Raw genomic sequence first — 20,046 nt, forward strand, 5'->3', positions numbered from 1 at the left:
TCCTCGGTCGCGGAAGGAATCCAGAGAATGAACGCCCCGCCCATCGCCTATGTCTTTTCTGTCCTGCTGCTGGTGGCCGCCGGGCTGATCGTCAAAGCCAGTGGCGCCGCTGCCTTCGGCATCGCCATCGCCGTCATCCTTGTCCTCGGCGCTGTCACCATCCCGTCCTGGCTGAAAATGACGGACCAGTGGAATCGCGCCATCATTCTCCGGCTCGGGCGCTACCGCGGCCTTGGCGGCCCTGGGCTGTTCACCCTGGTCCCCTTCCTGGAAACCATCGCGACCGTGGTCGATCTGCGTATCCGCACCACCGAAATCCGCGCCGAGGAAGCGCTGACGCGGGACACGGTCTCCATCGCCATGGACGCCATCGTCTTCTGGCGCGTGGTCGACCCCATGCGCGCCGCGACCGAGATCGAGCATTACCGGCTGGCGGTGGAGCGCGTGTCCCAGACCAGCCTGCGCGAGACGATCGGCAATCACGACCTCACCCAGCTTCTGTCCGATCGCAAGACAGCCGATGAAGAATTGCGTCACAGCATCAGTACCAAGACCAGCGTCTGGGGCGTGGAAGTGACCTCGGTCGAGATCAAGGACATCGCCATTCCGTCCTCGCTGCAGGATGCGATGAGCCGCCAGGCCCAGGCGGAGCGGGAGAAACAGGCGCGGGAGACCCTGGCTTCGGCCGAGATCGCCATTGCCGAGAAGGTGCGCCAAGCCGCCCGCATCTATGCCGCCGATCCGGTGGCCTTGCAGCTGCGCCAGATGAATCTGGTCTATGAGATGAACAAGGATCGCGGCACGACCATCATCATCCCAAGCGATCTTGCCAATAGCCTCGGCAGCATCGCCGCGGCAGTTGCCCAGAAGGGCGGAAATGGTATGAACAATCCCAGACAAGGCCCTGAACGGGCCGCGCAAGAAGAGGATCGTTCATGACTGAAACCGCGCGTTTTTTCACCCAGGCCGAGCCCATCCGCTTTGAAGGACAGGACAGCCGCAACCCGCTCGCCTTCCGCTGGTACGACAAGAACCGCATCGTGCTTGGCAAGACGATGGAAGAGCAGCTGCGCTTCGCGATCGCCTATTGGCATTCCCTCGCCTGGCCGGGTGGGGACCCGTTCGGTGGCGAAACCTTCCTGCGTCCCTGGATGCATGGGTCGGACGAGATGGCGCTGGCCAAGCATAAAGCCGAGGTCGGCTTCGAGCTGTTCCGCCTGCTGGATGCGCCCTTCTTCTGCTTCCATGACCGCGATGTGGCGCCTGAGGGCGCGACGCTCGCCGAGAGCAATCGCAATCTTGACGTGATCGCCGATATTTTTGCCGAGAAGATGGCGACTGAGAAGGTGAAGGTGCTGTGGGGCACCGCCAATCTTTTCTCCAACCGCCGCTTCATGGCGGGCGCCGCCACCAACCCGGACCCCGATGTCTTCATCTATGCCGCCGGTCAGGTAAAGCACGCCATGGACGTGACCAAGCGCCTGGACGGCGCCAATTACGTGCTGTGGGGCGGCCGTGAGGGTTATGAGACGCTGCTCAATACCGATCTGGGTCAGGAGACGGAACAGCTCGGCCGCTTCGTCTCCATGGTCGTCGACTACAAGCATAAAATCGGTTTCAAAGGCGCGATCCTGGTGGAGCCGAAGCCGCAGGAGCCGACCAAGCATCAGTATGACTATGATGTCGCAACCGTCTACGGCTTCCTGAAGCGCTTCGGTCTGGAAAACGAAGTCCAGGTCAATATCGAAGACAATCACGCGACCCTCGCGGGCCATACCTATGAGCATGAGATCGCGACGGCCGTGGCCCTCGGCATCATGGGTTCGCTGGACGTCAATCGCGGCGATCGCCAGTCCGGCTGGGACACGGATCAGTTCCCGAATGACCCGACGGGCATGGCGCTGGGCTTATATCACCTGCTGCAAGGCGGCGGCTTCAAGACCGGCGGCTGCAATTTCGACGCGAAGATTCGCCGCCAGTCGATCGAGCCCGATGATCTGTTGATCGGTCATGTCGGCGGCATGGATGTCTGCGCCCGCGCCCTGCTGATGGCGGCCGATATGATCGAGGACGGCGTGCTGCCGCAATTCGTGGCCGACCGCTACAGCGGCTGGCAGGCGCCGGAAAACCAGGCGATTCTGAAGGGCGAGCGCAGCCTGGAGGATGTGGCGAAACTGGTGGACGAAAAGGGCATCAACCCGAGCCCGCGCTCCGGCCGTCAGGAATACCTGGAAAATCTCGTCAATCGCTATCTTTGATTAGAGTCCGTCAGGTTTGGGTGGAAACGACCCCTTGCCCCGTCATGGCCGGGCTTGACCCGGTCATCCAGTCCTTGGGCGCCCCAACGAATGGATGCCCGGCTCTGGGGCCGGGCATGACGATATTAGGGACAAGCTTCAGTTAAAATCAGACAAACTCTAAGCGCTGACGCGTTTCGCTGAAGATTTCGGGTCGGTCCGCGGGTCAGCCCGCGGATAAGGATTGCTTGACTGTCGTCCCCGCGCTTGTCGCGGGGATCGACCCGTTTCAGCAAACCAAAGTTACGGCGCGTCGACCATCACGATCTCGCAATCGTCCAATGCTTCGAAAACGAGACTGTCTTCGTCAGCGACGGCGATGCCGTCGCGCTCGGCCGCATAAATGCCATTGATCAAAACTTTGCCGCTGGCCGGCACAAGATAAAGATGCCGGTTCCGGTCTGGACGGTATTCGATCCTCTGGCCGGATGTGAGCGTGAGGCCCAAGACGCGCGCACCGCTGCGCAGCGGTGCCGCCTCCTGATCCTGCTGAAATCCGCTGGCGAGAATCACAAACTCCCCGGCCCGGTCAGATTTCGGAAAGCGTCGGCCGGTCCATTCCGGCTGGCCACCGCTTTGCTCAGGCTTGATCCAAATCTGGAAGAGATGCGCCGGCACGCCGTCCGCATTGTATTCGGAATGACGAATCCCGCTGCCAGCGCTCAATACCTGCACCGAGCCCGCTTCCATCCGCGCACTGTTACCCAGGCTGTCGTCGTGGATGATGGCGCCTTGGCGTACAAAGGTTATGATATCGATATTGGCGTGGGGATGAGCCGGAAAGCCCGCGCCCGGCGCGATCTCATTATCATTCCAGACGCTGAGCGCGCCCCAGCAGTCGCGCTCCTCCTCCTGATAATCAGCAAACGAAAAATGATGACGGGTCTTAAGCCAACCGTGATGCCCGCCGCCCAAGGTCTTGTAAGGCCTCATGTCGATCATGGCGTTTCTCCCATGGACCAGCATGCCACCGGAGTTCGTCTGATCTCAAAACAAAAAGGCCGGTCTTGCGACCGGCCTTTGCGAATTCACTGTCTCGTGAAGAGAGTTCTGAATTCCTCCGAAGATTTAGGCGAGATAGGCGGGGCGCTGGCTCGGAAGAACTTCGCTGTTACGCGCGAGATAGGCCGGGCGCTGCTGCGGGGAAACCTGCTCGTTGCGAGCGAGGTAAGCCGGGCGCTGGCTCGGGAGAACCTCGCTATTGCGGGCGAGATAGGCCGGGCGCTGGCTCGGCAGAACCTCGCTGTTGCGGGCGAGATAAGCCGGGCGCTGCTGCGGGGACACCTGCTCGTTACGGGCAAGGTAGCCAGCCTGCTGGTTCGGCATCACAACCTGATTGGTCGTGCCCGAAGGCTGTTTCGCGGAAACATTGTCGGCCATCGCCGCGCCGGTCAGACCCAGCGTCACAGCAGCCACTGCAGCCATCAGGATCGTTTTCATCTTAATCTCCAAAATATGTTTGCCGTTAATCCAGTTACGGTCGGCAGCGGCGATGGGTTTCAGTCATCGCGTTCTGTTGTGATGGAGATACGACTACGCTCAGTCTGGCAGAACTGACGGCGCCAGCATGTTATTCATGCTGAAAATGTTTGAATTACCCCTTAAAGACGCTCACCTCTACGTGATATGACATTAAATCATGGCTGGATCTGTCCGCCTTGCATAGGTAGAGGCACGCCGGTCGTCATCGGCAGGCTGAGCGGCAGGCCGCGTTTCACGCGCATGGCAAGATAGGCGAAACATTGCGCCTCCAGAAAATCACCGTCCCAACCGACTGATTCAACAGGATTTACCGGGACGGCCAAGGTTCGCGCCAAGGCCGCCATGATCGCCGGATTACGCCGACCGCCACCGGTGATCAGCCAATGCTGCGGCCTTTGCGGCAGCCGTGTGGCCGCGACCGCTGCGGCCGTGAAAGCCGCGAGGGTCGCGGCCCCGTCAGAGGCAGACATGCCGCGAATGTTATCCAGCAATGCATGGAAGGACAGACGGTCAAGGGATTTGGGCAGCTCCCTTTCGAAATAGGAATGGCTCAGCCAATGCCTGAGCATATCCGCATCCGGTTTGCCCTCTGCTGCCAATCTGCCGTCGGCATCGAAGGCCTGTCCGGTATGCTGCTGCACCCAATCATCCAGCAGCGCATTGCCGGGACCGGTATCGCAAGCCGCGATCGACCCATCCGCACCGAGATAGGTGACATTGGCGACGCCCCCGATATTCAGAATGGCGAGCGGCTTCGGCAATGCCGCCGCAAGACCGCTATGAAATAGCGGCACCAGCGGCGCCCCCTCCCCGCCTGCCGCAACGTCGGCCGAGCGGAAGTCATAGGCAACGGGCCTGCCGAGGGTTTTCGCCAGCCAGGCCGCGTCACCGATCTGCCAGGTACGCCTGCGCTGCGGTTCATGCAGAATCGTCTGGCCGTGAAAGCCGATCAGATCATAGGGCGCATCCAGCGCGCGGACGGCGTCCGCATGCACCTCCGTCAACCGCCGGCTGACCGCCAGAAGCTGCGGGTCATCGGCGACCAAGGTCGGTGCAAGGTCCAGAAGCTCGCGGATCACCGCCCGCAAGGCGGGTTCATAGGGGATGGTCAGCGCCGGACCGAAGGCCCCCACCTGCTCGCCGTCCGTCTCCAGCCAGGCGGCGTCGACACCGTCCAGAGAGGTACCGCTCATCAGACCAATCACACGCAGCATTCCGCCCGCTCCTGTCCCGTGCTAGCCCAAGGCCCCAATCTTCTAAGTTACGCACGGATAGGCTCGATGACGAAAAGCGGATTCCTGACGGAAGCCAAGGCACGCGGCTTTGTCTTTCAATGCACGGACGAGGCAGCGCTGGACGAGGCGCTGCTGACCAATTCCGTCGCGGGCTATATCGGCTTCGACCCGACCGGCAATAGCCTGCATGTCGGGCATATGGTGCAGATCATGCTGCTGCGCCTGCTGCAGAAGCACGGCCACAAGGCGGTCGCGCTGCTGGGCGGCGGCACCGCCAAGATCGGCGATCCGTCCTTCCGCGAGGAAGCGCGGCAGTTGATGACGGATGAGACGATTGCCGAGAATATCGCCGGCATCCGCCGCAATATCGAACCTTTCCTGACCTTCGGGGAAGGCGAGACCGATGCCATCATGGCGAATAACGCCGATTGGCTGGACAAGCTCGGCTATATCGAATTGCTGCGCGAAATCGGGCCGCATTTCAGCATCAGCCGCATGCTCGCCTTCGACAGCGTTAAGTCCCGCCTGGACCGCGAACAGGGGCTGACCTTCCTGGAATTCAACTACTCCATCCTGCAAAGCTACGATTTCCGCGAGCTCAACCGCCGCCATGGCGTGAACCTGCAGATGGGCGGGTCCGACCAATGGGGCAATATCGTCTCGGGCGTCGATCTGGTGCGCCGCACGGATGCGAAGACCGTCTATGGCCTCACCGCGCCGCTGATCACCACCGCCTCCGGCGCCAAGATGGGCAAGACCGCCAAGGGTGCCGTCTGGCTGACGGCCGAGCGCACCTCGCCCTTCGACTATTGGCAGTTCTGGCGGAATACCGAGGACGCCGATGTCGGCCGCTTCCTGAGGCTGTTCACCGCCCTGCCGCTGGACGAAATTTCTCGACTGGAAGCGCTCGGCGGCGCCGAAATCAATGAGGCGAAAAAGATCCTGGCGACTGAGGCGACGGCGCTCTGCCATGGCCGGGCGGCGGCCGAGGCCGCAGCCGAGACCGCGCGACTGGCTTTCGAGGAGGGTGCGGCCGTCGATACCCTGCCGACCGTCACTGTGCCGGCCGCTGAGCTTGGGGCCGGCATTCCGGCCTTCGCGCTTCTGGTTCAGGCCGGCATGGCGGCAACCAATGGCGAGGCCCGCCGGCTGATCCGTGGCGGTGGCGCCCGCCTGAACGATCTTCCTTTCTCCGAGGAAGGGCAGCTTGTGACGGCCGACGATCTGCGTGACGGCGCGCTGAAACTGTCGGCAGGCAAGAAGCAGCACAAACTCATCCGCACGGAAATCCCCCAAGTGGAAACGAATAAAAGAAAAGGATTTCGCTCCTAATGACGCAGGAAGAAATCACTGCCTGGGCTTTGAGCAATGGCTGGCAGATGATCGCCGGCAATCTCAGCCTGACCAAGCCCCGCCTGCATAAGGAGGCGATCGTCCGCATCGTCCTGAAGGCGACGGTCGCCAATCTGGAAGTGAAGAAGCCTGCGGGAAATAAGTGGGAGAAGATCGCCGGTGCGGCCTATGCCGCGATCGAGCCTGACGAGGAAGACGGCCCGCCGCGCGGCTTGGGTTTTGAGACGATCCCAAGCTTTTCGATGCTCATGCAGGCGAACAAGGATTCGCAAACCTTTGCGAAGCTGAAATAGGCGCCTCCGCCGCCAGGCCTTATCCCCGCGCTTGTCACGGGGAACTACACGTTCAGGCGCCGCGAGGGTTAGACCCGCAACGCGTAGAGGGACAACGCGAAACTAGAACAAAATAAGAACATACTGTAACCTCGCTCCATGCCTTATGTGGAGCTTCAGGTTACCTCGCACTATTCCTTCCTCCGTGGCGCGAGCGGCGTGGATGAACTGGTCACGACGGCCAAGGCGCTGGGTTACACGTCCATCGGGCTGACGGACCGCAATACCGTCGCCGGCATGGTCCGGGCCTATCTGGCAGCCCGGGACGCCGGGCTCACGCTTATCCCCGGCTGCCGGTTGGATTTCACCGACGCGCCCTCCCTTCTCGTCTACCCGAAAAACCGCGCCGGCTGGTCGCATCTCTGCCAGCTGCTGACGACGGGCAAGGCGCATGGGTTCAAGGCGACCGAGCGCGCCGGCACCTGCCACCTGCATCAGGCCGATCTGGCGGCTGCCTCCGCAGGCCTGATCGCGATTTCGCTGGTGGAGGCGGATAGCGCTGACCTCGCGGATCATCTTGTCTGGCTGCGGAAGACCTTCGGCCGGGACGCCTATCTCAGCCTCTCACCCCGGCGCCTGCCGGGGGAAGCCGTGCGGCTGCATGCTCTGGCGACGGCCGGTCGTGCGGCCCGCCTTCCCCTCATCGCAACCGGAGATGTGCTGTATCACGCACCCGAACGACGGGTGTTGCAGGATGTGGTGACAGCCATCCGCACCCATCGGCAGATCGACGATGTCGGTTTTCTGCGGGAGCGCTATGCCGACCGTCATCTGCGCACACCGCAGGAAATGGCGCGGCTGATGCGGGCCTATCCCGAGGCGATCCGCAATACCGAGGCGCTGGCGGAAACGGCAAAATTCGACCTCACCGCCATCGAATATCAATACCCAACCGAAACGACCATCCAGGGCGAGAGCGCGCAGGACACCTTGTCCCGACTTGTCTGGACGGAAGGCATCCCCTTTCGCTATCCGCAGGGCGCTTCGGCAGCCATCATCAAGCAGATCAAACACGAACTCGCGCTTATCGAGGAATTTGACTACGCACCTTACTTTCTGACGGTACATACGATTGTCCGCTACGCACGCGGCGAAGAGATTCTCTGCCAGGGGCGCGGCTCGGCCGCCAATTCCGTCATCTGCTATGTGCTGGGCATTACCGAGATTGATCCTATCGACAGCAATCTCCTCTTCGAGCGTTTTCTGTCAGCCGCACGGCGCGAGCCGCCCGATATCGATGTCGATTTCGAGCATGAGCGGCGGGAGGAGGTCATTCAATGGGTCTATGACCATTACGGGCGACATCGCGCGGCGCTGTGTGCGACCGTCATGCGCTATCGCACGCGCGGCGCGGTGCGGGACGTCGGCAAGGCACTGGGCCTGACGGAGGATGTCACGGCCGCACTCGCCGGGCAGACCTGGGGCTGGTCTGAAGACGGCATCACGGATGAGGAAGCCGCCGGCATCAATATCAACGCGCAGGACGACCGCATCCGCCTGACGCTTGATCTATCAAAAATATTGATCGGCTTCCCGCGCCAGCTGGGCACGCATCCCGGTGGTTTTGTGCTGACGGAGGACAATCTGGCCGATCTTGTGCCGATCACGCCCGCCGCGATGAAGGATCGTCAGGTCATCGAATGGGACAAGGATGATATCAACGCGCTGCGTTTTATGAAGGTCGATGTTCTGGGCCTCGGCATGCTCGGCTGCATGCGCCGTGCCTTCGAACTTCTCGATGAGCATTACGACGAAACGCTGACGCTTGCTTCGATCCCAAAAGAAGACCGCGCAACCTATGCGATGATTTCCAAGGCCGATACGCTCGGCACTTTTCAGATCGAAAGCCGGGCGCAGATGTCCATGCTGCCGCGCCTGCGGCCGCAGACTTTCTACGATCTCGTCATTCAAGTCGCGATCGTGCGACCTGGTCCGATCCAGGGCGACATGGTGCATCCCTATCTGAAACGACGACAGAACCCGCAGGACGTCACCTATCCTACCGCCGCATTGGAACGCGTTCTCAAAAAGACGCTCGGCGTGCCGCTGTTTCAGGAACAGGCGATGCAGATCGCCATCCATTGCGCTGGCTTCACGCCAACCGAGGCCGATCAGCTGCGTCGCTCCATGGCGACCTTCAAGATGACAGGCGGGGTTTCCAAATTCCGCGACAAGCTGATCCAGGGCATGCTGGAACGAGACTATAAGCGGGAGTTTGCCGAAAATACCATCCGGCAGATAGAAGGTTTCGGCTCCTACGGTTTTCCTGAAAGCCATGCGGCGAGTTTCGCGCTCATCGCCTATGCCAGCGCCTGGATGAAGTGTCATCACCCGAATGTCTTTGCGGCGGCCCTGCTCAATAGCCAGCCCATGGGATTCTACGCACCTGCGCAGATCGTGGAGGATGCAAGGGTGCATGGTGTGGAGATCCGCCCGGTCTCTGCCGTTCATTCGCGCTGGGACTGCACGCTGGAACAGACGGCTGAACGCCGCCACGCGCTGCGGCTTGGGCTGCGCATGGCCAAGGGATTGAGCAATGTCGATGCGGCCCATCTCGTCACTGTCCGGGAAGCGGCCCCTTTCACCTCGGTCGAGGATCTGGCCGACCGCACCGCGCTCCCCCGGACAGTCCTGGAATATCTGGCCGGCGCCGATGCCTTCCACGAATTCGGGCTGGATCGCAGGCGCGCGCTCTGGCTCATCCGTGGTCTGGCCGACAGCGCCCTGCCGCTGTTCACGGCGCGCGCCGCGGGTGCGGCGGAGCCCGAGGTCAAGCTGACGCCGATGACCGAACCGCGCGAGGTGGTGGAGGATTATCGCAGTACCGGCCTGTCGCTGCGCGCGCATCCCTTGTCCTTCCTGCGCCCCCACCTCGCCCAGCGCGGTATCCGCCCCTGCGCCGATCTGCGGCATCTGCGTGATGGCCGTCGCGCGACACTGTCCGGGCTCATCCTCGTGCGTCAGCGCCCGGGCTCGGCCAAGGGCGTGATTTTCGTGACCATCGAGGATGAGACGGGTTTCGCCAATGTCGTCGTCTGGCCGAGCATATTCGAGGCCAATCGCCCGACCATTCTCGGCGCGCGGATGCTGGCCGTTCATGGCCGCGTCCAGAAAGAAGGCGAAGTCATTCACCTGATTGCCGATCGGGTTGAAAATCTCTCCCCTCTCCTCGATCATTTGAGCCTGAAGGACGAGCATTTCCCACTGCAAACCGCGCGCGGCGACGAAGCAAAACATGGCGGCGCACCGGACCACCGCACCGTGACCAGCCGCGCGCGTTCTGCCTTGCGCGTGCCGACGCGGGATTTTCGCTGACAGACAAGGCAACCGACACTGATTCGAATGGCAGAATGTCAGACCTTGGCGGAAAAGATAGAAAAGCCACCATTCCTTTGTTGACCCATATCGGATCATTTTTTGTCCCGAACGCATCAGCCTGCCGTGCGTCAGTCGCGCGACAGGGGCAGCCCCGCCAGAAGTGGAGCGTAAGCGGCGAGCCTGCGGGACAGGAACTCCGTGAACAGCCGCACGCGCTTCGTCTTGCGTGTCTCCCCCTGCGTGAGAAGCCAGAGCGTTCCATACATGTGCAGGCCAGTGCCCGGCACTCTGACCAGCAAGGGGTCGGCATCTCCGACGAAACACGGTAGTGTCGTCATCCCGATCCCTTGCTGAACCGCGACGATCTGTGCCTCGATATCCGTGCTCCTGAACGGAACCGCCGTGGTACGAACCTCACCCTCATGCGCCCAATTCGGGACGCCATACATGCTGACGACGATCCACCGGATGGGGTCGGACGCGCCCGCACGCCAGGCGGCCAGTCGCTCGCGAGACATATAGACGGCGCCGAACAGCTCCGGTCCCTTCAGGCCGTGAAGATTGAGCGGCAGGGTTTTGCGGTCGTAAACGACGCGGATCGCAACATCGGCCTCCCGGTTGGTCAGATTTGCCAACTCACCGGACGACAGGATGTCCATCTCGATATCCGGATGCAGACGCACGAAATCGGCGAAGTCCGGCATGAGCAGATGTGTCGCGAGGGGCGGCGCCAGCGTGACCCGCAGAAGCCCGCGCACGCTCTGGTCGCGACCGAAGACGCGCGTCTCCAACTGCAGCGACGACGCTTCCATCTGGCCCGCGAGTTCGAGAACCTCCTCGCCTGCTTCCGTCAGGCGGTAGCCCGAGGGTCGCTTTTCGAACATCTGCGCCCCGAGGCGCTCCTCCAGATGAGCGATACGTCGCAGCACGGTCGCGTGATTCACCCCGACGCGCTCGGCGGCAGCCCGCACCGAGCCTCCGCGCGCGACGGCAAGAAAGTAGCGAACGTCATCCCAGTCGATCATGGTGCAATCCGGCACCGCGCGATGCGCCTTTTAAAGCCCTTGTTCAACGCCATCGACCGTCCTCTCGGCTAAGGGCAGCACAGGCCAGGATCATAGTCGATGCCGACAGGCACGGCCATATTTCGAATGGCGGACAACCTCGTCATGGCTGGCGCCGGCTGTTCAACCGGATCGATTTCGCACCACCGATGTGCGCGCTTCTGCACTCAACGCCTGATGCCGGCAGACCTATGTCGAGGGTCTCGGGGGCTTCCCCGAAGGACCAAGTTTGAAAGGAAAAGTCATGGGAAAGCTGGACAGCAAGGTTGCCGTCATCACGGGCGGATCGAGCGGCATGGCGCTGGCGAGCGCCAAGCGGTTCGTCGAAGAAGGCGCTTATGTTTTCATCACGGGTCGGAAGCAGGCGGCGCTCGAGGAGGCCGTCAAGCTGATCGGCCGGAACGTGACCGGCGTGCGCGGCGACGCGGCCAATCTCGACGACCTCGACCGTCTGTTCGACACGGTCAAGCGGGAGAAGGGCAGGATCGACGTGCTGTACGCAAGCGCCGGCACGGGCGAAGCCGTCCCATTGGGCGAGATTACCGAGCAGCATTTCGATACGACCTTCAACCTGAATGCGCGCGGCACGCTGTTCGCGGTCCAGAAGGCGTTGCCGCTGTTCAACGATGGCGGGTCGATTTTCATGACCGGGTCAGTGGCGTCCATCAAAGGCTTTCCGGGTTACAGCGTGTATGCGGCGAGCAAGGCGACGTTGCACGCCTTCGCACGCGGTTGGCTCAACGAACTGAAGGGCCGGAACATCCGGGTGAATGTGCTGCACCCAGGGCCGATCGCCACAGCGATGCAGGACCAAGTTCTCACCGCGGAGGCGAAGCAGATGTTCGAATCCCTGATCCCGCGCGGGAAGATGGGGCTTCCAGAGGAAATTGCGGCAGCCGCGCTGTTTCTCGCCTCAGACGATTCAAGCTTCGTGAATGGGGTGGAGCTGTCCGTCGACGGCGGCTTCTCGGCCATCTGAACGATCGTGGAATCAACGTCAACACAGATCGGAGACGCACCATGAGCTACGCAATTGTAGGGTTCGGCAAGATAGGCCAAGCCCTCGCCCAAGCTTTCGCCCGTAAAAACATCGATGTGACCGTGGCCGGCCGCCGGCTGCCCGAGGCTTTGGCGTCGCAGGCCCGGGCGATTGGACCCAGGGTCGTCGCCACGTCACTGCAAGATGCGCTCGCGGCCGACACGATCATCCTGGCCGTGCCGTTCGAGGAGCATCACGCGGTGGCGTCGGCCCTTCCGAACTGGGGAGGCAAGACGATCATCGACACCATGAACACGTTAGTTTCCCCTGAGGAGCTGGATGGCCTCCCGTCCTCCGCCTTCGTCGCGAAGGCATTCACCGGCGCGAAGGTCGTGAAAGCCTTCAATCACCTGATTGCCGCCAAGCTGGCTAGCGACCCGGTCGTCGAGGGCGGCCACCGGGTCGTCTTTCTGTCGAGCGACGACGAGGACGCGACCGCTCCCGTGGCGGCCTTGGCCAAACAACTCGGGTTCGCACCCGTCAAGCTGGGAAAGCTCAACGAGGGCGGAGCGCTGGTGCAAGCACGCGGCGGTGTTTGGGGCCAGCTCATCTTCCAGGATGTATTCAAGAAGGAGCCGTAATCGATCCAGAGCGTTTCCTGTTCGCTTAGGCTCACAGATACCGCTCTAGATTATTGTTTTTGCGAGCATCTTCACCCGGCCAGATGAGTCCATCTGACCGGGATCTGCTCTAAGACCGTCTGATTTGGCCCGAGAGATACTCGGCCATCCATACGCTCAATGACAACGACGGGAAGGTGTCCCCGGGCCTCACGCATAGGGCCTTTGCTCCAAAATCGAGTGTCACGGAAATTTCTGCCGCAAGCCCGACATGATCACGGCGTTTGGTGCCTTATTCGCCCGCCGCCGCAGGAGCCGCTTTTGCCCGCCCGCTTTGCTTCCATCGTGCCCGTCCTGCTCGGCGTTCTGATCGCGGAAGTCGCGCTTGGGATGATGACGACGCTCATCCCGATCGATCTCGCGTCGCATGGGCTGAAGGCCAATGCCATCGGGTTGGTCGGATCAGGCTATTTCGTCGGCTTCCTCATCGGCACGCTGACCTGCGCGCGACTGGTGCGCGCGGTCGGGCATATTCGCGCCTTCGCGGTCTTCCTGGCGCTCTCCGCCGATTGCGCGCTGCTGATGACGCTGACGCATAATCCGCTGGTCTGGACGGCGCTTCGCCTCATCATGGGCTGGCAACTGTCGGGCATGTTCCTGGTCGCGGAAAGCTGGCTGAACGACAAGACGGACAATGCGACCCGTGGGCGCACCTTCGGCGCCTATCTGCTCATCTCCTGGGGTGGGGCGGCGCTGGGACCGCTTGCCTATGCCTGCCTCAAGACCGCCGACCGGTCGCTGATCCTGGTCGGCGTTGGCTTCGCAACCGCCCTGCTGCCCATGGCGCTGACCCCGGTTTCCAATCCGCCGCTGGGTGAACGCAAGCGCATCGGGCTGATGCGGCTGTTCAATATCTCGCCCATGGGCACGACCTGCGTGATCGCCTCGGGTTTCGTCAACGGGTCCTTCTATACGCTTGCGCCGATCTATCTGGAGCGGCACGGCATTTCCGCCAGCCAGATCCCGACCTTTCTCTCGGCCTCGCTGATTGCGGCTCTGCTGGTGCAATATCCAGTCGGCATGGCGGCGGACCGCTTCGGCCGGCGCCCGATCACGGTGGCGGCCCTCGGCCTCGCCGTTCTGACCAGCCTGCTCTTCGCGCTGCTCGGCGGTTCGGCCTTCTGGGTTCTGGTCGTGCTCGGCGCGGTCCTGGCCGGCGTCACCGCACCGCTCTACGGGCTTGGCGCCGGTCAGACGAATGATCGCGTCGCCCGGTCCGATTATGTCGCGGCGAGTGGCGGGCTGCTGTTTGCCTGGGCGGTCGGCGCCAGCGCGGGACCGCTGCTGGCGGGTGTGGTCATGACCCATGCCGGCGCCAATGCGCTGTTTTACTTCCTCGCACTGTTTCTGCTGCTGCTGTCGGGCTTCACCCTGCTCCGCATCCGCAACCGCGCCGGGGTCGAGACGGAAAGCGCCTTCATCCCCGCCCGCGCGGCACCGACGCAGGTCCCCGAACTCGACGAACCGCTGCCGGTCAGCGAAGAGGTGTCATCTCAGGACGAAGGCGCGGCCGCGGAATCCGAAGACGCGCCCTCTGACGATGAAACCGGGCGCGGCAGCAGCACATAAAGCTGCCCGGCCGCGTTCATCGCGCCCGCGCCGACAGAGGCTTTGCTGCCCGAGCCGAAGAACAGGTCCGCGCGCAATGGCCCGGTAATGGCCGAGCCCAAATCCTGTGCCACCGTCATCTGCTCCAGCGGCGCATGCGTGACGGGGTCCGTCGTCACCATCCAGACCGGCGCGCCGAGCGGCAGATAACGACGGTCGACCGCGATGGAACTGCCCGGGGTCAGGCTGACACCCAGAGCGCCCGGCGGGCCGGCGCCGTCCGGCAATTGCGGCGCGGTGCGGAAGAAGACGTAGGAAGGATTGGCATCCATGATCGCGCGGGCCCGTTCGGGATGCGCTTCCAGCCAGGCGCGGATGCTCTGCTCGGTCACGTCATTCGGCGCCAGCAGCTTCTGCTGCACCATGATACGGCCGATCGGCACATAGGGCCGGCCGTTCTTGCCGGCATAGGTTACGCGCATGATGCTGCCGTCCGGCAGGTCGATCCGCCCTGATCCCTCGATCTGGAGGAAAAAGGCATCGACCGGATCGGCGACCCAGGCAATAGCCAGATCGTCCGGATTCAGCGCGCCATTCTCGATCTGGAATCGGTCGAAATAGGGAACGACGTGATTGCCGTCCAGGCGGCCGATGGCGGTCTTGCCCGCAGCCTTCGCCGGATCGAAGGCGCCGAGGTCGATGGTGACGAGATCAGGCGGCAGGCCCAGAAGCGGCGTCTGGTCATTGGCGTCACGCGTGGCGGAGCCCTGCACTTCCGGCTCATAATAGCCCGTGATCTTGGCCGCCGAACTGCCGCCTTGCGTCACCAGATAAGGCTGGAAATAGGTCTGAAAGAAATTACGCGCGCCCCCGTCATCCGCCGGCGGCACGCTTTTGGCGGCGGAACAGACACCACCCCACAGAGCCGCCTTGCCGCCAAGGCTGGCCGCCACGCCAGATCCGCCCAGCGCCTGATCGGGTGGAAAATACTGGATGCGCTGGCAGCTGGCGACGAAGGCGGCAAGTGCCTGGGATGGCTTGGCCGCTGGCCACCCCGGCAATTGGCTCATCGATACGGGCTGGAACGTCGCAGACCCCGTCGTGGAACCGCTTGGCAAGGCGCAAGCCGAGAGCGCCGCCAGCGAAACACCGGCGAGCATCGCCCGCATCCGACCCATTCGCCGCACAGGAAACCTCAAGCGCTACGGGCGGCGGCCAGGCGCCAGGTCTGATCGCGCATGGAAAGTTCGCGCTCGAAGGTCCAAAGATCGGTGATCTCGGTCAGCGCATCGGCACCGGCGATCGGCTGACCGTCCTTGTTCGACGTCATATTCACCTGATCGGAGACGAAGCGCAGCGTGATATCGGCGACCGTGCCGGTGAGTTCCACGGCGACGATGGTGGCCGTCGTGATCTCCTTGATCTCGGTGCGCTGGGTTTCTCCGCTCGTCTCCCGCCCCGCGATCGCCATCTCAAAAGCGCGATAGGTTTCGTCCGTCAGAAGAGAGCGGAGCGTCACGCGGTCACCGGCCGCGAAGGCCGTGACGATGGTGCGAAAGGTATTTTCCGCCGCTTCCAGGAAGCGGGCCGCGTCGAAACCCGTATCGACGCCGCGCAACCGCCGCAGCTGTTCGCCGAGCGGGGAATTGAGGTCCGGCAAAGGGCGGACAGGGCGCGGCGCCACAGGCTCGGCGCGTCCGTCGATCACGGGTCCTTTCGCGTCGCGCGGGGCCGCGTTGTTGCGCGGTCCGGCAGGGGCTGCCGGCCGGGCACGCCCCTCGAAACCGGTGCGGCGACCAAGAATGCTCCTCAGCCGCAGGACCAGAAAGGCTGCGATCAAGCCGAACAGAACAAGATCGACAGGGAACCCGCCGGAAAAATTCATGAAACCCCAACCTTGGGATATGGCCGAACGGCCCTACCCATGCCAATGCAGGAAGACATAGGCCGCCGCTCGCCGCATCGCAACCAAGCGCACGAAAGCCGAGGTTTTGTCTCCCCGGCTGCCCGGATGGTCCGGACCACTTGAGTGAGATAATGTCAGGTCAGACGACGCTAAAACCTGAATCTCGCTTCGGTTAATTTAGAGGCCGATTGAGGCTTAGGGTCGGTCTACCCCGCAGTCATCGGCCGCTACGACGTCTATAAGGTTAGCATGATTCTGATCCGCCATGGCCAAAGTGAATTCAACGTCCAGTTTGCGGCCAACCGCGTCGACCCGGGCATCGAGGATGCGCCTTTGACGGCGCTTGGACAGGAACAGGCGGAGGCTGCCGCCAAGACGCTCGGCCATCTCCGCATCACCCGCATCATCTCGTCGCCCTATACCCGCACCCTGCAGACGGCCGCGCCCTTCGCCCGGCATTTCGGCCTGCCGGTCACGATCTCGCCCCTCGTTCTGGAGCGCTATGCCTATTCCTGCGATGTCGGCCGGCCGGTCTCCCATCTAACTCAGGCTTGGCCCGAACACGATTTCGGTGATCTGCCCGATATCTGGTGGCCGGCCCAGACCGAGAGCGAGCGCGCCACGCTTGCCCGCGCCGGCAAATTTCATGTCGAAATGGCCGCACAGCCGGATCATGAGGAAACCCTCGTCGTCAGCCATTGGGGTTTTATTCTCGCCATGACCGGGCGCAGCGTGACGAATTGCGAATGGGTCGTGCTTGAGCCCGATGCGGATTTTATGGCTCGGGGCTGATCGTTTCCAATATTGATCGTTGCCCTTACAGTTTGAACACGCCGGCTCTGGCGCGGGACACACCCCGATGCTAGGGCAACACAGACAAGACCAAGAGAGAAAGCCATGTCTCAGCAAACCCCCGAAGCTGCCACCGCACAGCCCGTTGCCGCCCCTCTGGTGGTGAACGCGCAATATGTGAAAGACCTCTCCTTCGAGGTCCCAGGCGCACCGCAAATCTATTCGGTGCTGCGCTCGGCCCCTCAGGTTGCCGTCAATCTCGACGTGCAGGTGAAGCGCCTGGCGGAAGACCAGCTGGTCTTCGAAGTGACGCTCGTCGCCCGCGTCGAAGCGACCAAGCCCGCCGATATGCCCAGCAATGGCAATGACGGCGGCCCCATCGTCTTCCTGGCGGAGCTCTCCTATGCCGGTATCTTCACGCTGAACGGCATTCCCGACAATCAGGTCGAGCCGGTTCTGATGGTGGAAGGCCCCCGTCTGCTCTTCCCCTTCGCCCGCAACATTCTGGCCGATGTGACGCGCGACGGCGGCTTCCCGCCGGTTCTGCTCGGCCCGATCGACTTCCTGTCGCTGTGGCAGCATCGCCGCAGCCAGGCGGCCAATGCCGCGACCGCGACCCCGGTCGGCAATGCCTGACCAGGCTTGACTGACCGAGAGGGCTTCATTCGCTGATGGCGATCCTCTCAGGACAAGCGCGACTGGCCGGCGTTATCGGCTGGCCGGTCGCGCATTCCCGCTCCCCCCGGCTGCACGGCTTCTGGCTCAACCGTCATGGCATCGACGGTGCGTATTTGCCTTTGCCGGTGCGTCCCGAGGATTTCCAGACCGCCGTGCGCGGTCTGGTCGCTTCCGGCTTTGCCGGCGCCAATGTCACCATTCCCCATAAAGAAGCGGCCTTCGCCGTCTGCGACCGGGTCGATCCCTTCGCTCATGCGGCCGGCGCGGTGAATACCCTCGTCTTCCAAGACGGGCGCATCACCGGAACCAATACGGACGGCATCGGCTTTCTGGAAAACCTGCGCCAGCACGGTATCGACCCGGCGGCGGGCCCTGCCCTTCTGCTTGGGGCCGGCGGTGCGGCGCGGGCTATCGCGGCGGCGCTGCTTGGCCTCGGTGTCGATGTCACGCTGACCAATCGGACGCCTGAACGGGCCGAGGCAATGGCCCAAGCCCTGCCCGGCTGCCGCACCCTCCCCTGGGCCGCGCGGGAGCACGCGCTGGCGGACCAGGCGCTGACCGTCAATACGACGTCGCTCGGCATGACCGGCCACCAAACGCTGATGCTCGACCTCGGCCGAGCCGCAGCGACGACGGCGATCGCCGATATCGTCTATGTGCCATTGGAGACGCCGCTGATCGCGGCGGCGAAAACACGCGGCTTGAAGACGGCCCCCGGCCTCGGCATGCTGCTGCATCAGGCCGTTCCCGGCTTCGCGGCCTGGTTCGGCGTCACGCCGGTCGTCGATGACGCGCTTTACGATTTCGTCGCCGCCGATCTGCTGCCCCGCCGTCGGTAACTTAGCCTTCGACGAAAACAAGGACGACCGCAGGTCTTGAAGGTCATCGGGCTAACCGGCGGCATCGGCATGGGCAAATCGACCGCCGCCAAGCAATTCCGACGTGCGCATATCCCGATGTTCGACGCCGATGCCGAGGTCCATCGCTTGCAGGCACGTGGCGGCGCGGCGGTCGCCGCGATCGACGCGGCCTTCCCCGGCACGATCCGGGACGGCGCGGTGGACCGCAGCCTGCTGCGCGCCAAGCTGATCGCGGAGCCGGCTGGCTGGCGCGTGCTGGAACAAATCATCCATCCCCTGGTCCGCGCTGCGCGCCGCGCCTTTCTGGCGCGCTGCCGCCGGCAGGGCGTGCGCATCGCCGTGCTGGATATCCCCTTGCTGTTCGAAACCGGTCCCAATCCGGATATCGACCTCACCATGGTGGTCTCCACCTCCACGGCCAACCAGACATCGCGGCTGCGCAAACGCGGGCGGATGACGGAGGTCGAGATCGCGGCCATTATCGCGCGGCAGATGCCCGATTCGGAAAAGCGCCGGCGGGCAGATCTCGTCATCCGCACCGGCCTGTCCCGCCGTCACGCCCAAGCCCGGATCGCCCGGCTTATTCAGGAGCTTCGGAGATGATCCGATCCGTTCTCTTCGATACCGAGACCACCGGGCTGGACCCGCGCGACGGTCATCGCGTGATCGAAGTGGCGGCGCTGGAGCTCATCAACGACCTGCCGACGGGTGTGCATTTTCACCGGCTGATCCACCCAGAACGCGACATTCCCGAGGATGCGAGCCGCATTCATGGCATCCTGCTGGAGCATCTGAAGGACAAGCCGCTGTTCAAGGCGGTGGCGGCGGATATGCTGGCCTTCATGGGCGAGGACGAGATGCTGGTCGCCCATAACGCGCCCTTCGACTTCCGCTTTCTGAATGCTGAACTGACGATTTGCGGCCTGCCGCCGCTTGGCGCGCATCGCATGGTCGATACCCTGGTCATGGCCAAGACGCGCTTTCCCGGCATGCCGAACAGCCTGGATGCGCTATGCCGCCGGTTCGGCATCGATCTGTCGGAACGCACCTCCCATAACGCGCTGCTCGACTGCAAGCTGCTGGCGGAAGTCTATGTCGAGCTGACGGGCGGCCGTCAGCGCGGCCTGTCACTGGCCGTCGAAGACGGCGGCAATGCGGTCGCGCAATATGAAGCGAATGACGGGCGCGTCAGCCGGCCCATTCCGGTCAGTGCCGAGGAAATCGAACGCCACGTGGCCTTCATCCAGCGACTGAAAAGCCCGATCTGGCTGAAGGACGTGGAGACCGAGAAAGCGGCGGCAGCCGGTTAGGCGCCGTCAGAAGTCGCTACAGCGGCCGTTCTTTTCCCAATCGCCGAACCGCGTCGGCTCGGGTCCTGTCGGGCCGCCGAATTCCTTCGGCATGGCGGCCTTGGGGTCCACAGGCGGTGTGTCCTGCGGCGGCGGCGGATCGTCCTGGGGAATGGGCTTGGGATCTGACTGGGTCATGCAATAGGACATAGACCGACCGGAGCTGCTGGCAA

Annotated in this window: 20 protein-coding genes; 13 read left to right on the forward strand and 7 right to left on the reverse strand. The window is 63.0% G+C overall.

What is annotated here, in order from left to right:
- Positions 1-27 precede the first annotated feature (27 nt).
- The gene (locus ACELLULO517_RS02470; RefSeq protein WP_227305558.1) at positions 28-939 is read left to right on the forward strand and encodes a slipin family protein; all 912 of its coding nucleotides are present in this window, start codon (positions 28-30) and stop codon (positions 937-939) included.
- Positions 936-2,258: a xylose isomerase gene (gene xylA / locus ACELLULO517_RS02475; RefSeq protein ID WP_227305560.1), complete on the forward strand. Its 1,323-nt coding sequence runs from the start codon at positions 936-938 to the stop codon at positions 2,256-2,258. Before ACELLULO517_RS02470 ends, xylA begins: the two co-directional genes overlap by 4 nt.
- A gap of 282 nt (positions 2,259-2,540) precedes the next feature.
- Here xylA and ACELLULO517_RS02480 read toward each other — a convergent pair whose 3' ends face one another.
- The 3 genes from ACELLULO517_RS02480 to ACELLULO517_RS02490 form a co-directional block, all read right to left on the reverse strand.
- On the reverse strand, positions 2,541-3,239 hold the full coding sequence (locus ACELLULO517_RS02480) for a pirin family protein (protein WP_227305563.1): 699 nt from the start codon (positions 3,237-3,239) through the stop codon (positions 2,541-2,543).
- A 126-nt stretch (positions 3,240-3,365) separates the two neighbouring features.
- A complete protein-coding gene (locus tag ACELLULO517_RS02485; protein ID WP_227305565.1) occupies positions 3,366-3,737 on the reverse strand; it encodes a hypothetical protein in 372 nt (123 codons plus the stop codon).
- 197 nt (positions 3,738-3,934) lie between these two features.
- The gene (locus tag ACELLULO517_RS02490; RefSeq protein WP_227306052.1) at positions 3,935-4,990 is read right to left on the reverse strand and encodes an anhydro-N-acetylmuramic acid kinase; all 1,056 of its coding nucleotides are present in this window, start codon (positions 4,988-4,990) and stop codon (positions 3,935-3,937) included.
- Between the two features lie 69 nt (positions 4,991-5,059).
- Between ACELLULO517_RS02490 and tyrS the strand changes: the two genes are divergently transcribed.
- From tyrS to ACELLULO517_RS02505, 3 genes are all read left to right on the forward strand, one after another.
- Complete coding sequence (tyrS, locus tag ACELLULO517_RS02495) at positions 5,060-6,346, forward strand: tyrosine--tRNA ligase (protein ID WP_227305567.1); 1,287 nt, start codon at positions 5,060-5,062, stop codon at positions 6,344-6,346.
- Positions 6,346-6,660 carry a hypothetical protein gene (locus ACELLULO517_RS02500; RefSeq protein WP_227305568.1) on the forward strand — a complete coding sequence of 105 codons (315 nt, stop codon included), beginning with the start codon at positions 6,346-6,348 and terminating at the stop codon, positions 6,658-6,660. Before tyrS ends, ACELLULO517_RS02500 begins: the two co-directional genes overlap by 1 nt.
- A gap of 138 nt (positions 6,661-6,798) precedes the next feature.
- On the forward strand, positions 6,799-10,014 hold the full coding sequence (locus ACELLULO517_RS02505) for an error-prone DNA polymerase (protein WP_227305570.1): 3,216 nt from the start codon (positions 6,799-6,801) through the stop codon (positions 10,012-10,014).
- Positions 10,015-10,145: 131 nt separating this feature from the next.
- Here the strand turns inward: ACELLULO517_RS02505 and ACELLULO517_RS02510 are convergent, their stop codons facing one another.
- Positions 10,146-11,042: a LysR family transcriptional regulator gene (locus tag ACELLULO517_RS02510; RefSeq protein WP_227305572.1), complete on the reverse strand. Its 897-nt coding sequence runs from the start codon at positions 11,040-11,042 to the stop codon at positions 10,146-10,148.
- Positions 11,043-11,325: 283 nt separating this feature from the next.
- Here ACELLULO517_RS02510 and ACELLULO517_RS02515 point away from each other — a divergent pair, with 283 nt between their 5' ends.
- From ACELLULO517_RS02515 to ACELLULO517_RS02525, 3 genes are all read left to right on the forward strand, one after another.
- A complete protein-coding gene (locus tag ACELLULO517_RS02515) occupies positions 11,326-12,060 on the forward strand; it encodes an SDR family NAD(P)-dependent oxidoreductase (RefSeq protein WP_227305574.1) in 735 nt (244 codons plus the stop codon).
- A gap of 41 nt (positions 12,061-12,101) precedes the next feature.
- Complete coding sequence (locus ACELLULO517_RS02520; protein ID WP_227305576.1) at positions 12,102-12,701, forward strand: NADPH-dependent F420 reductase; 600 nt, start codon at positions 12,102-12,104, stop codon at positions 12,699-12,701.
- 300 nt (positions 12,702-13,001) lie between these two features.
- Positions 13,002-14,309 carry an MFS transporter gene (locus ACELLULO517_RS02525; RefSeq protein ID WP_227305578.1) on the forward strand — a complete coding sequence of 436 codons (1,308 nt, stop codon included), beginning with the start codon at positions 13,002-13,004 and terminating at the stop codon, positions 14,307-14,309.
- On the opposite strand, the gene mltA is transcribed toward ACELLULO517_RS02525, so the two are convergent.
- Positions 14,234-15,448, reverse strand: coding sequence for a murein transglycosylase A (gene mltA, locus ACELLULO517_RS02530; protein WP_227305580.1), 1,215 nt, complete (start codon positions 15,446-15,448; stop codon positions 14,234-14,236). The two genes, ACELLULO517_RS02525 and mltA, sit on opposite strands and share 76 nt — an antisense overlap.
- 35 nt (positions 15,449-15,483) lie before the next feature.
- Positions 15,484-16,173: a Tim44/TimA family putative adaptor protein gene (locus tag ACELLULO517_RS02535; protein WP_227305582.1), complete on the reverse strand. Its 690-nt coding sequence runs from the start codon at positions 16,171-16,173 to the stop codon at positions 15,484-15,486.
- Positions 16,174-16,443: 270 nt separating this feature from the next.
- On the opposite strand from ACELLULO517_RS02535, the gene ACELLULO517_RS02540 reads away from it, so the two are divergent.
- From ACELLULO517_RS02540 to dnaQ, 5 genes are all read left to right on the forward strand, one after another.
- Positions 16,444-16,986: a histidine phosphatase family protein gene (locus ACELLULO517_RS02540; protein WP_227305584.1), complete on the forward strand. Its 543-nt coding sequence runs from the start codon at positions 16,444-16,446 to the stop codon at positions 16,984-16,986.
- Positions 16,987-17,091: 105 nt separating this feature from the next.
- A complete protein-coding gene (secB, locus tag ACELLULO517_RS02545; protein ID WP_227305586.1) occupies positions 17,092-17,622 on the forward strand; it encodes a protein-export chaperone SecB in 531 nt (176 codons plus the stop codon).
- A 35-nt stretch (positions 17,623-17,657) separates the two neighbouring features.
- Positions 17,658-18,503 carry a shikimate dehydrogenase gene (locus tag ACELLULO517_RS02550; protein ID WP_227305588.1) on the forward strand — a complete coding sequence of 282 codons (846 nt, stop codon included), beginning with the start codon at positions 17,658-17,660 and terminating at the stop codon, positions 18,501-18,503.
- A 36-nt stretch (positions 18,504-18,539) separates the two neighbouring features.
- Entirely contained in the window at positions 18,540-19,127 is a 588-nt protein-coding gene (gene coaE, locus ACELLULO517_RS02555; RefSeq protein WP_227305590.1) for a dephospho-CoA kinase, read from the forward strand.
- Entirely contained in the window at positions 19,124-19,834 is a 711-nt protein-coding gene (gene dnaQ / locus ACELLULO517_RS02560) for a DNA polymerase III subunit epsilon (protein WP_227305592.1), read from the forward strand. The genes coaE and dnaQ overlap by 4 nt, the downstream gene beginning before the upstream one ends.
- Before the next feature lie 6 nt (positions 19,835-19,840).
- Here the strand turns inward: dnaQ and ACELLULO517_RS02565 are convergent, their stop codons facing one another.
- Positions 19,841-20,011, reverse strand: a complete 171-nt coding sequence (locus tag ACELLULO517_RS02565) for a DUF1674 domain-containing protein (protein ID WP_227305594.1) — start codon at positions 20,009-20,011, stop codon at positions 19,841-19,843.
- Between the last annotated feature and the right edge of the window lie 35 nt (positions 20,012-20,046).

This window comes from Acidisoma cellulosilyticum, from assembly GCF_020621385.1.
In the GTDB taxonomy this organism is placed as follows: Bacteria; Pseudomonadota; Alphaproteobacteria; order Acetobacterales; family Acetobacteraceae; genus Acidisoma; species Acidisoma cellulosilyticum.

Bases quoted from the DNA above. Each gene is read 5' to 3' on its own strand.
- tyrS (WP_227305567.1), top strand. From the start codon at position 5,060: ATGACGAAAAGCGGATTCCTGACGGAAGCCAAGGCACGCGGCTTTGTC.
- ACELLULO517_RS02520 (WP_227305576.1), top strand. From the start codon at position 12,102: ATGAGCTACGCAATTGTAGGGTTCGGCAAGATAGGCCAAGCCCTCGCC.
- ACELLULO517_RS02500 (WP_227305568.1), top strand. From the start codon at position 6,346: ATGACGCAGGAAGAAATCACTGCCTGGGCTTTGAGCAATGGCTGGCAG.
- ACELLULO517_RS02510 (WP_227305572.1), bottom strand. From the start codon at position 11,042: ATGATCGACTGGGATGACGTTCGCTACTTTCTTGCCGTCGCGCGCGGA.
- ACELLULO517_RS02505 (WP_227305570.1), top strand. From the start codon at position 6,799: ATGCCTTATGTGGAGCTTCAGGTTACCTCGCACTATTCCTTCCTCCGT.
- ACELLULO517_RS02515 (WP_227305574.1), top strand. From the start codon at position 11,326: ATGGGAAAGCTGGACAGCAAGGTTGCCGTCATCACGGGCGGATCGAGC.
- ACELLULO517_RS02565 (WP_227305594.1), bottom strand. From the start codon at position 20,011: ATGACCCAGTCAGATCCCAAGCCCATTCCCCAGGACGATCCGCCGCCG.
- ACELLULO517_RS02480 (WP_227305563.1), bottom strand. From the start codon at position 3,239: ATGATCGACATGAGGCCTTACAAGACCTTGGGCGGCGGGCATCACGGT.
- ACELLULO517_RS02540 (WP_227305584.1), top strand. From the start codon at position 16,444: ATGATTCTGATCCGCCATGGCCAAAGTGAATTCAACGTCCAGTTTGCG.
- ACELLULO517_RS02470 (WP_227305558.1), top strand. From the start codon at position 28: ATGAACGCCCCGCCCATCGCCTATGTCTTTTCTGTCCTGCTGCTGGTG.
- ACELLULO517_RS02550 (WP_227305588.1), top strand. From the start codon at position 17,658: ATGGCGATCCTCTCAGGACAAGCGCGACTGGCCGGCGTTATCGGCTGG.
- ACELLULO517_RS02485 (WP_227305565.1), bottom strand. From the start codon at position 3,737: ATGAAAACGATCCTGATGGCTGCAGTGGCTGCTGTGACGCTGGGTCTG.
- dnaQ (WP_227305592.1), top strand. From the start codon at position 19,124: ATGATCCGATCCGTTCTCTTCGATACCGAGACCACCGGGCTGGACCCG.
- ACELLULO517_RS02535 (WP_227305582.1), bottom strand. From the start codon at position 16,173: ATGAATTTTTCCGGCGGGTTCCCTGTCGATCTTGTTCTGTTCGGCTTG.
- secB (WP_227305586.1), top strand. From the start codon at position 17,092: ATGTCTCAGCAAACCCCCGAAGCTGCCACCGCACAGCCCGTTGCCGCC.
- mltA (WP_227305580.1), bottom strand. From the start codon at position 15,448: ATGCTCGCCGGTGTTTCGCTGGCGGCGCTCTCGGCTTGCGCCTTGCCA.
- xylA (WP_227305560.1), top strand. From the start codon at position 936: ATGACTGAAACCGCGCGTTTTTTCACCCAGGCCGAGCCCATCCGCTTT.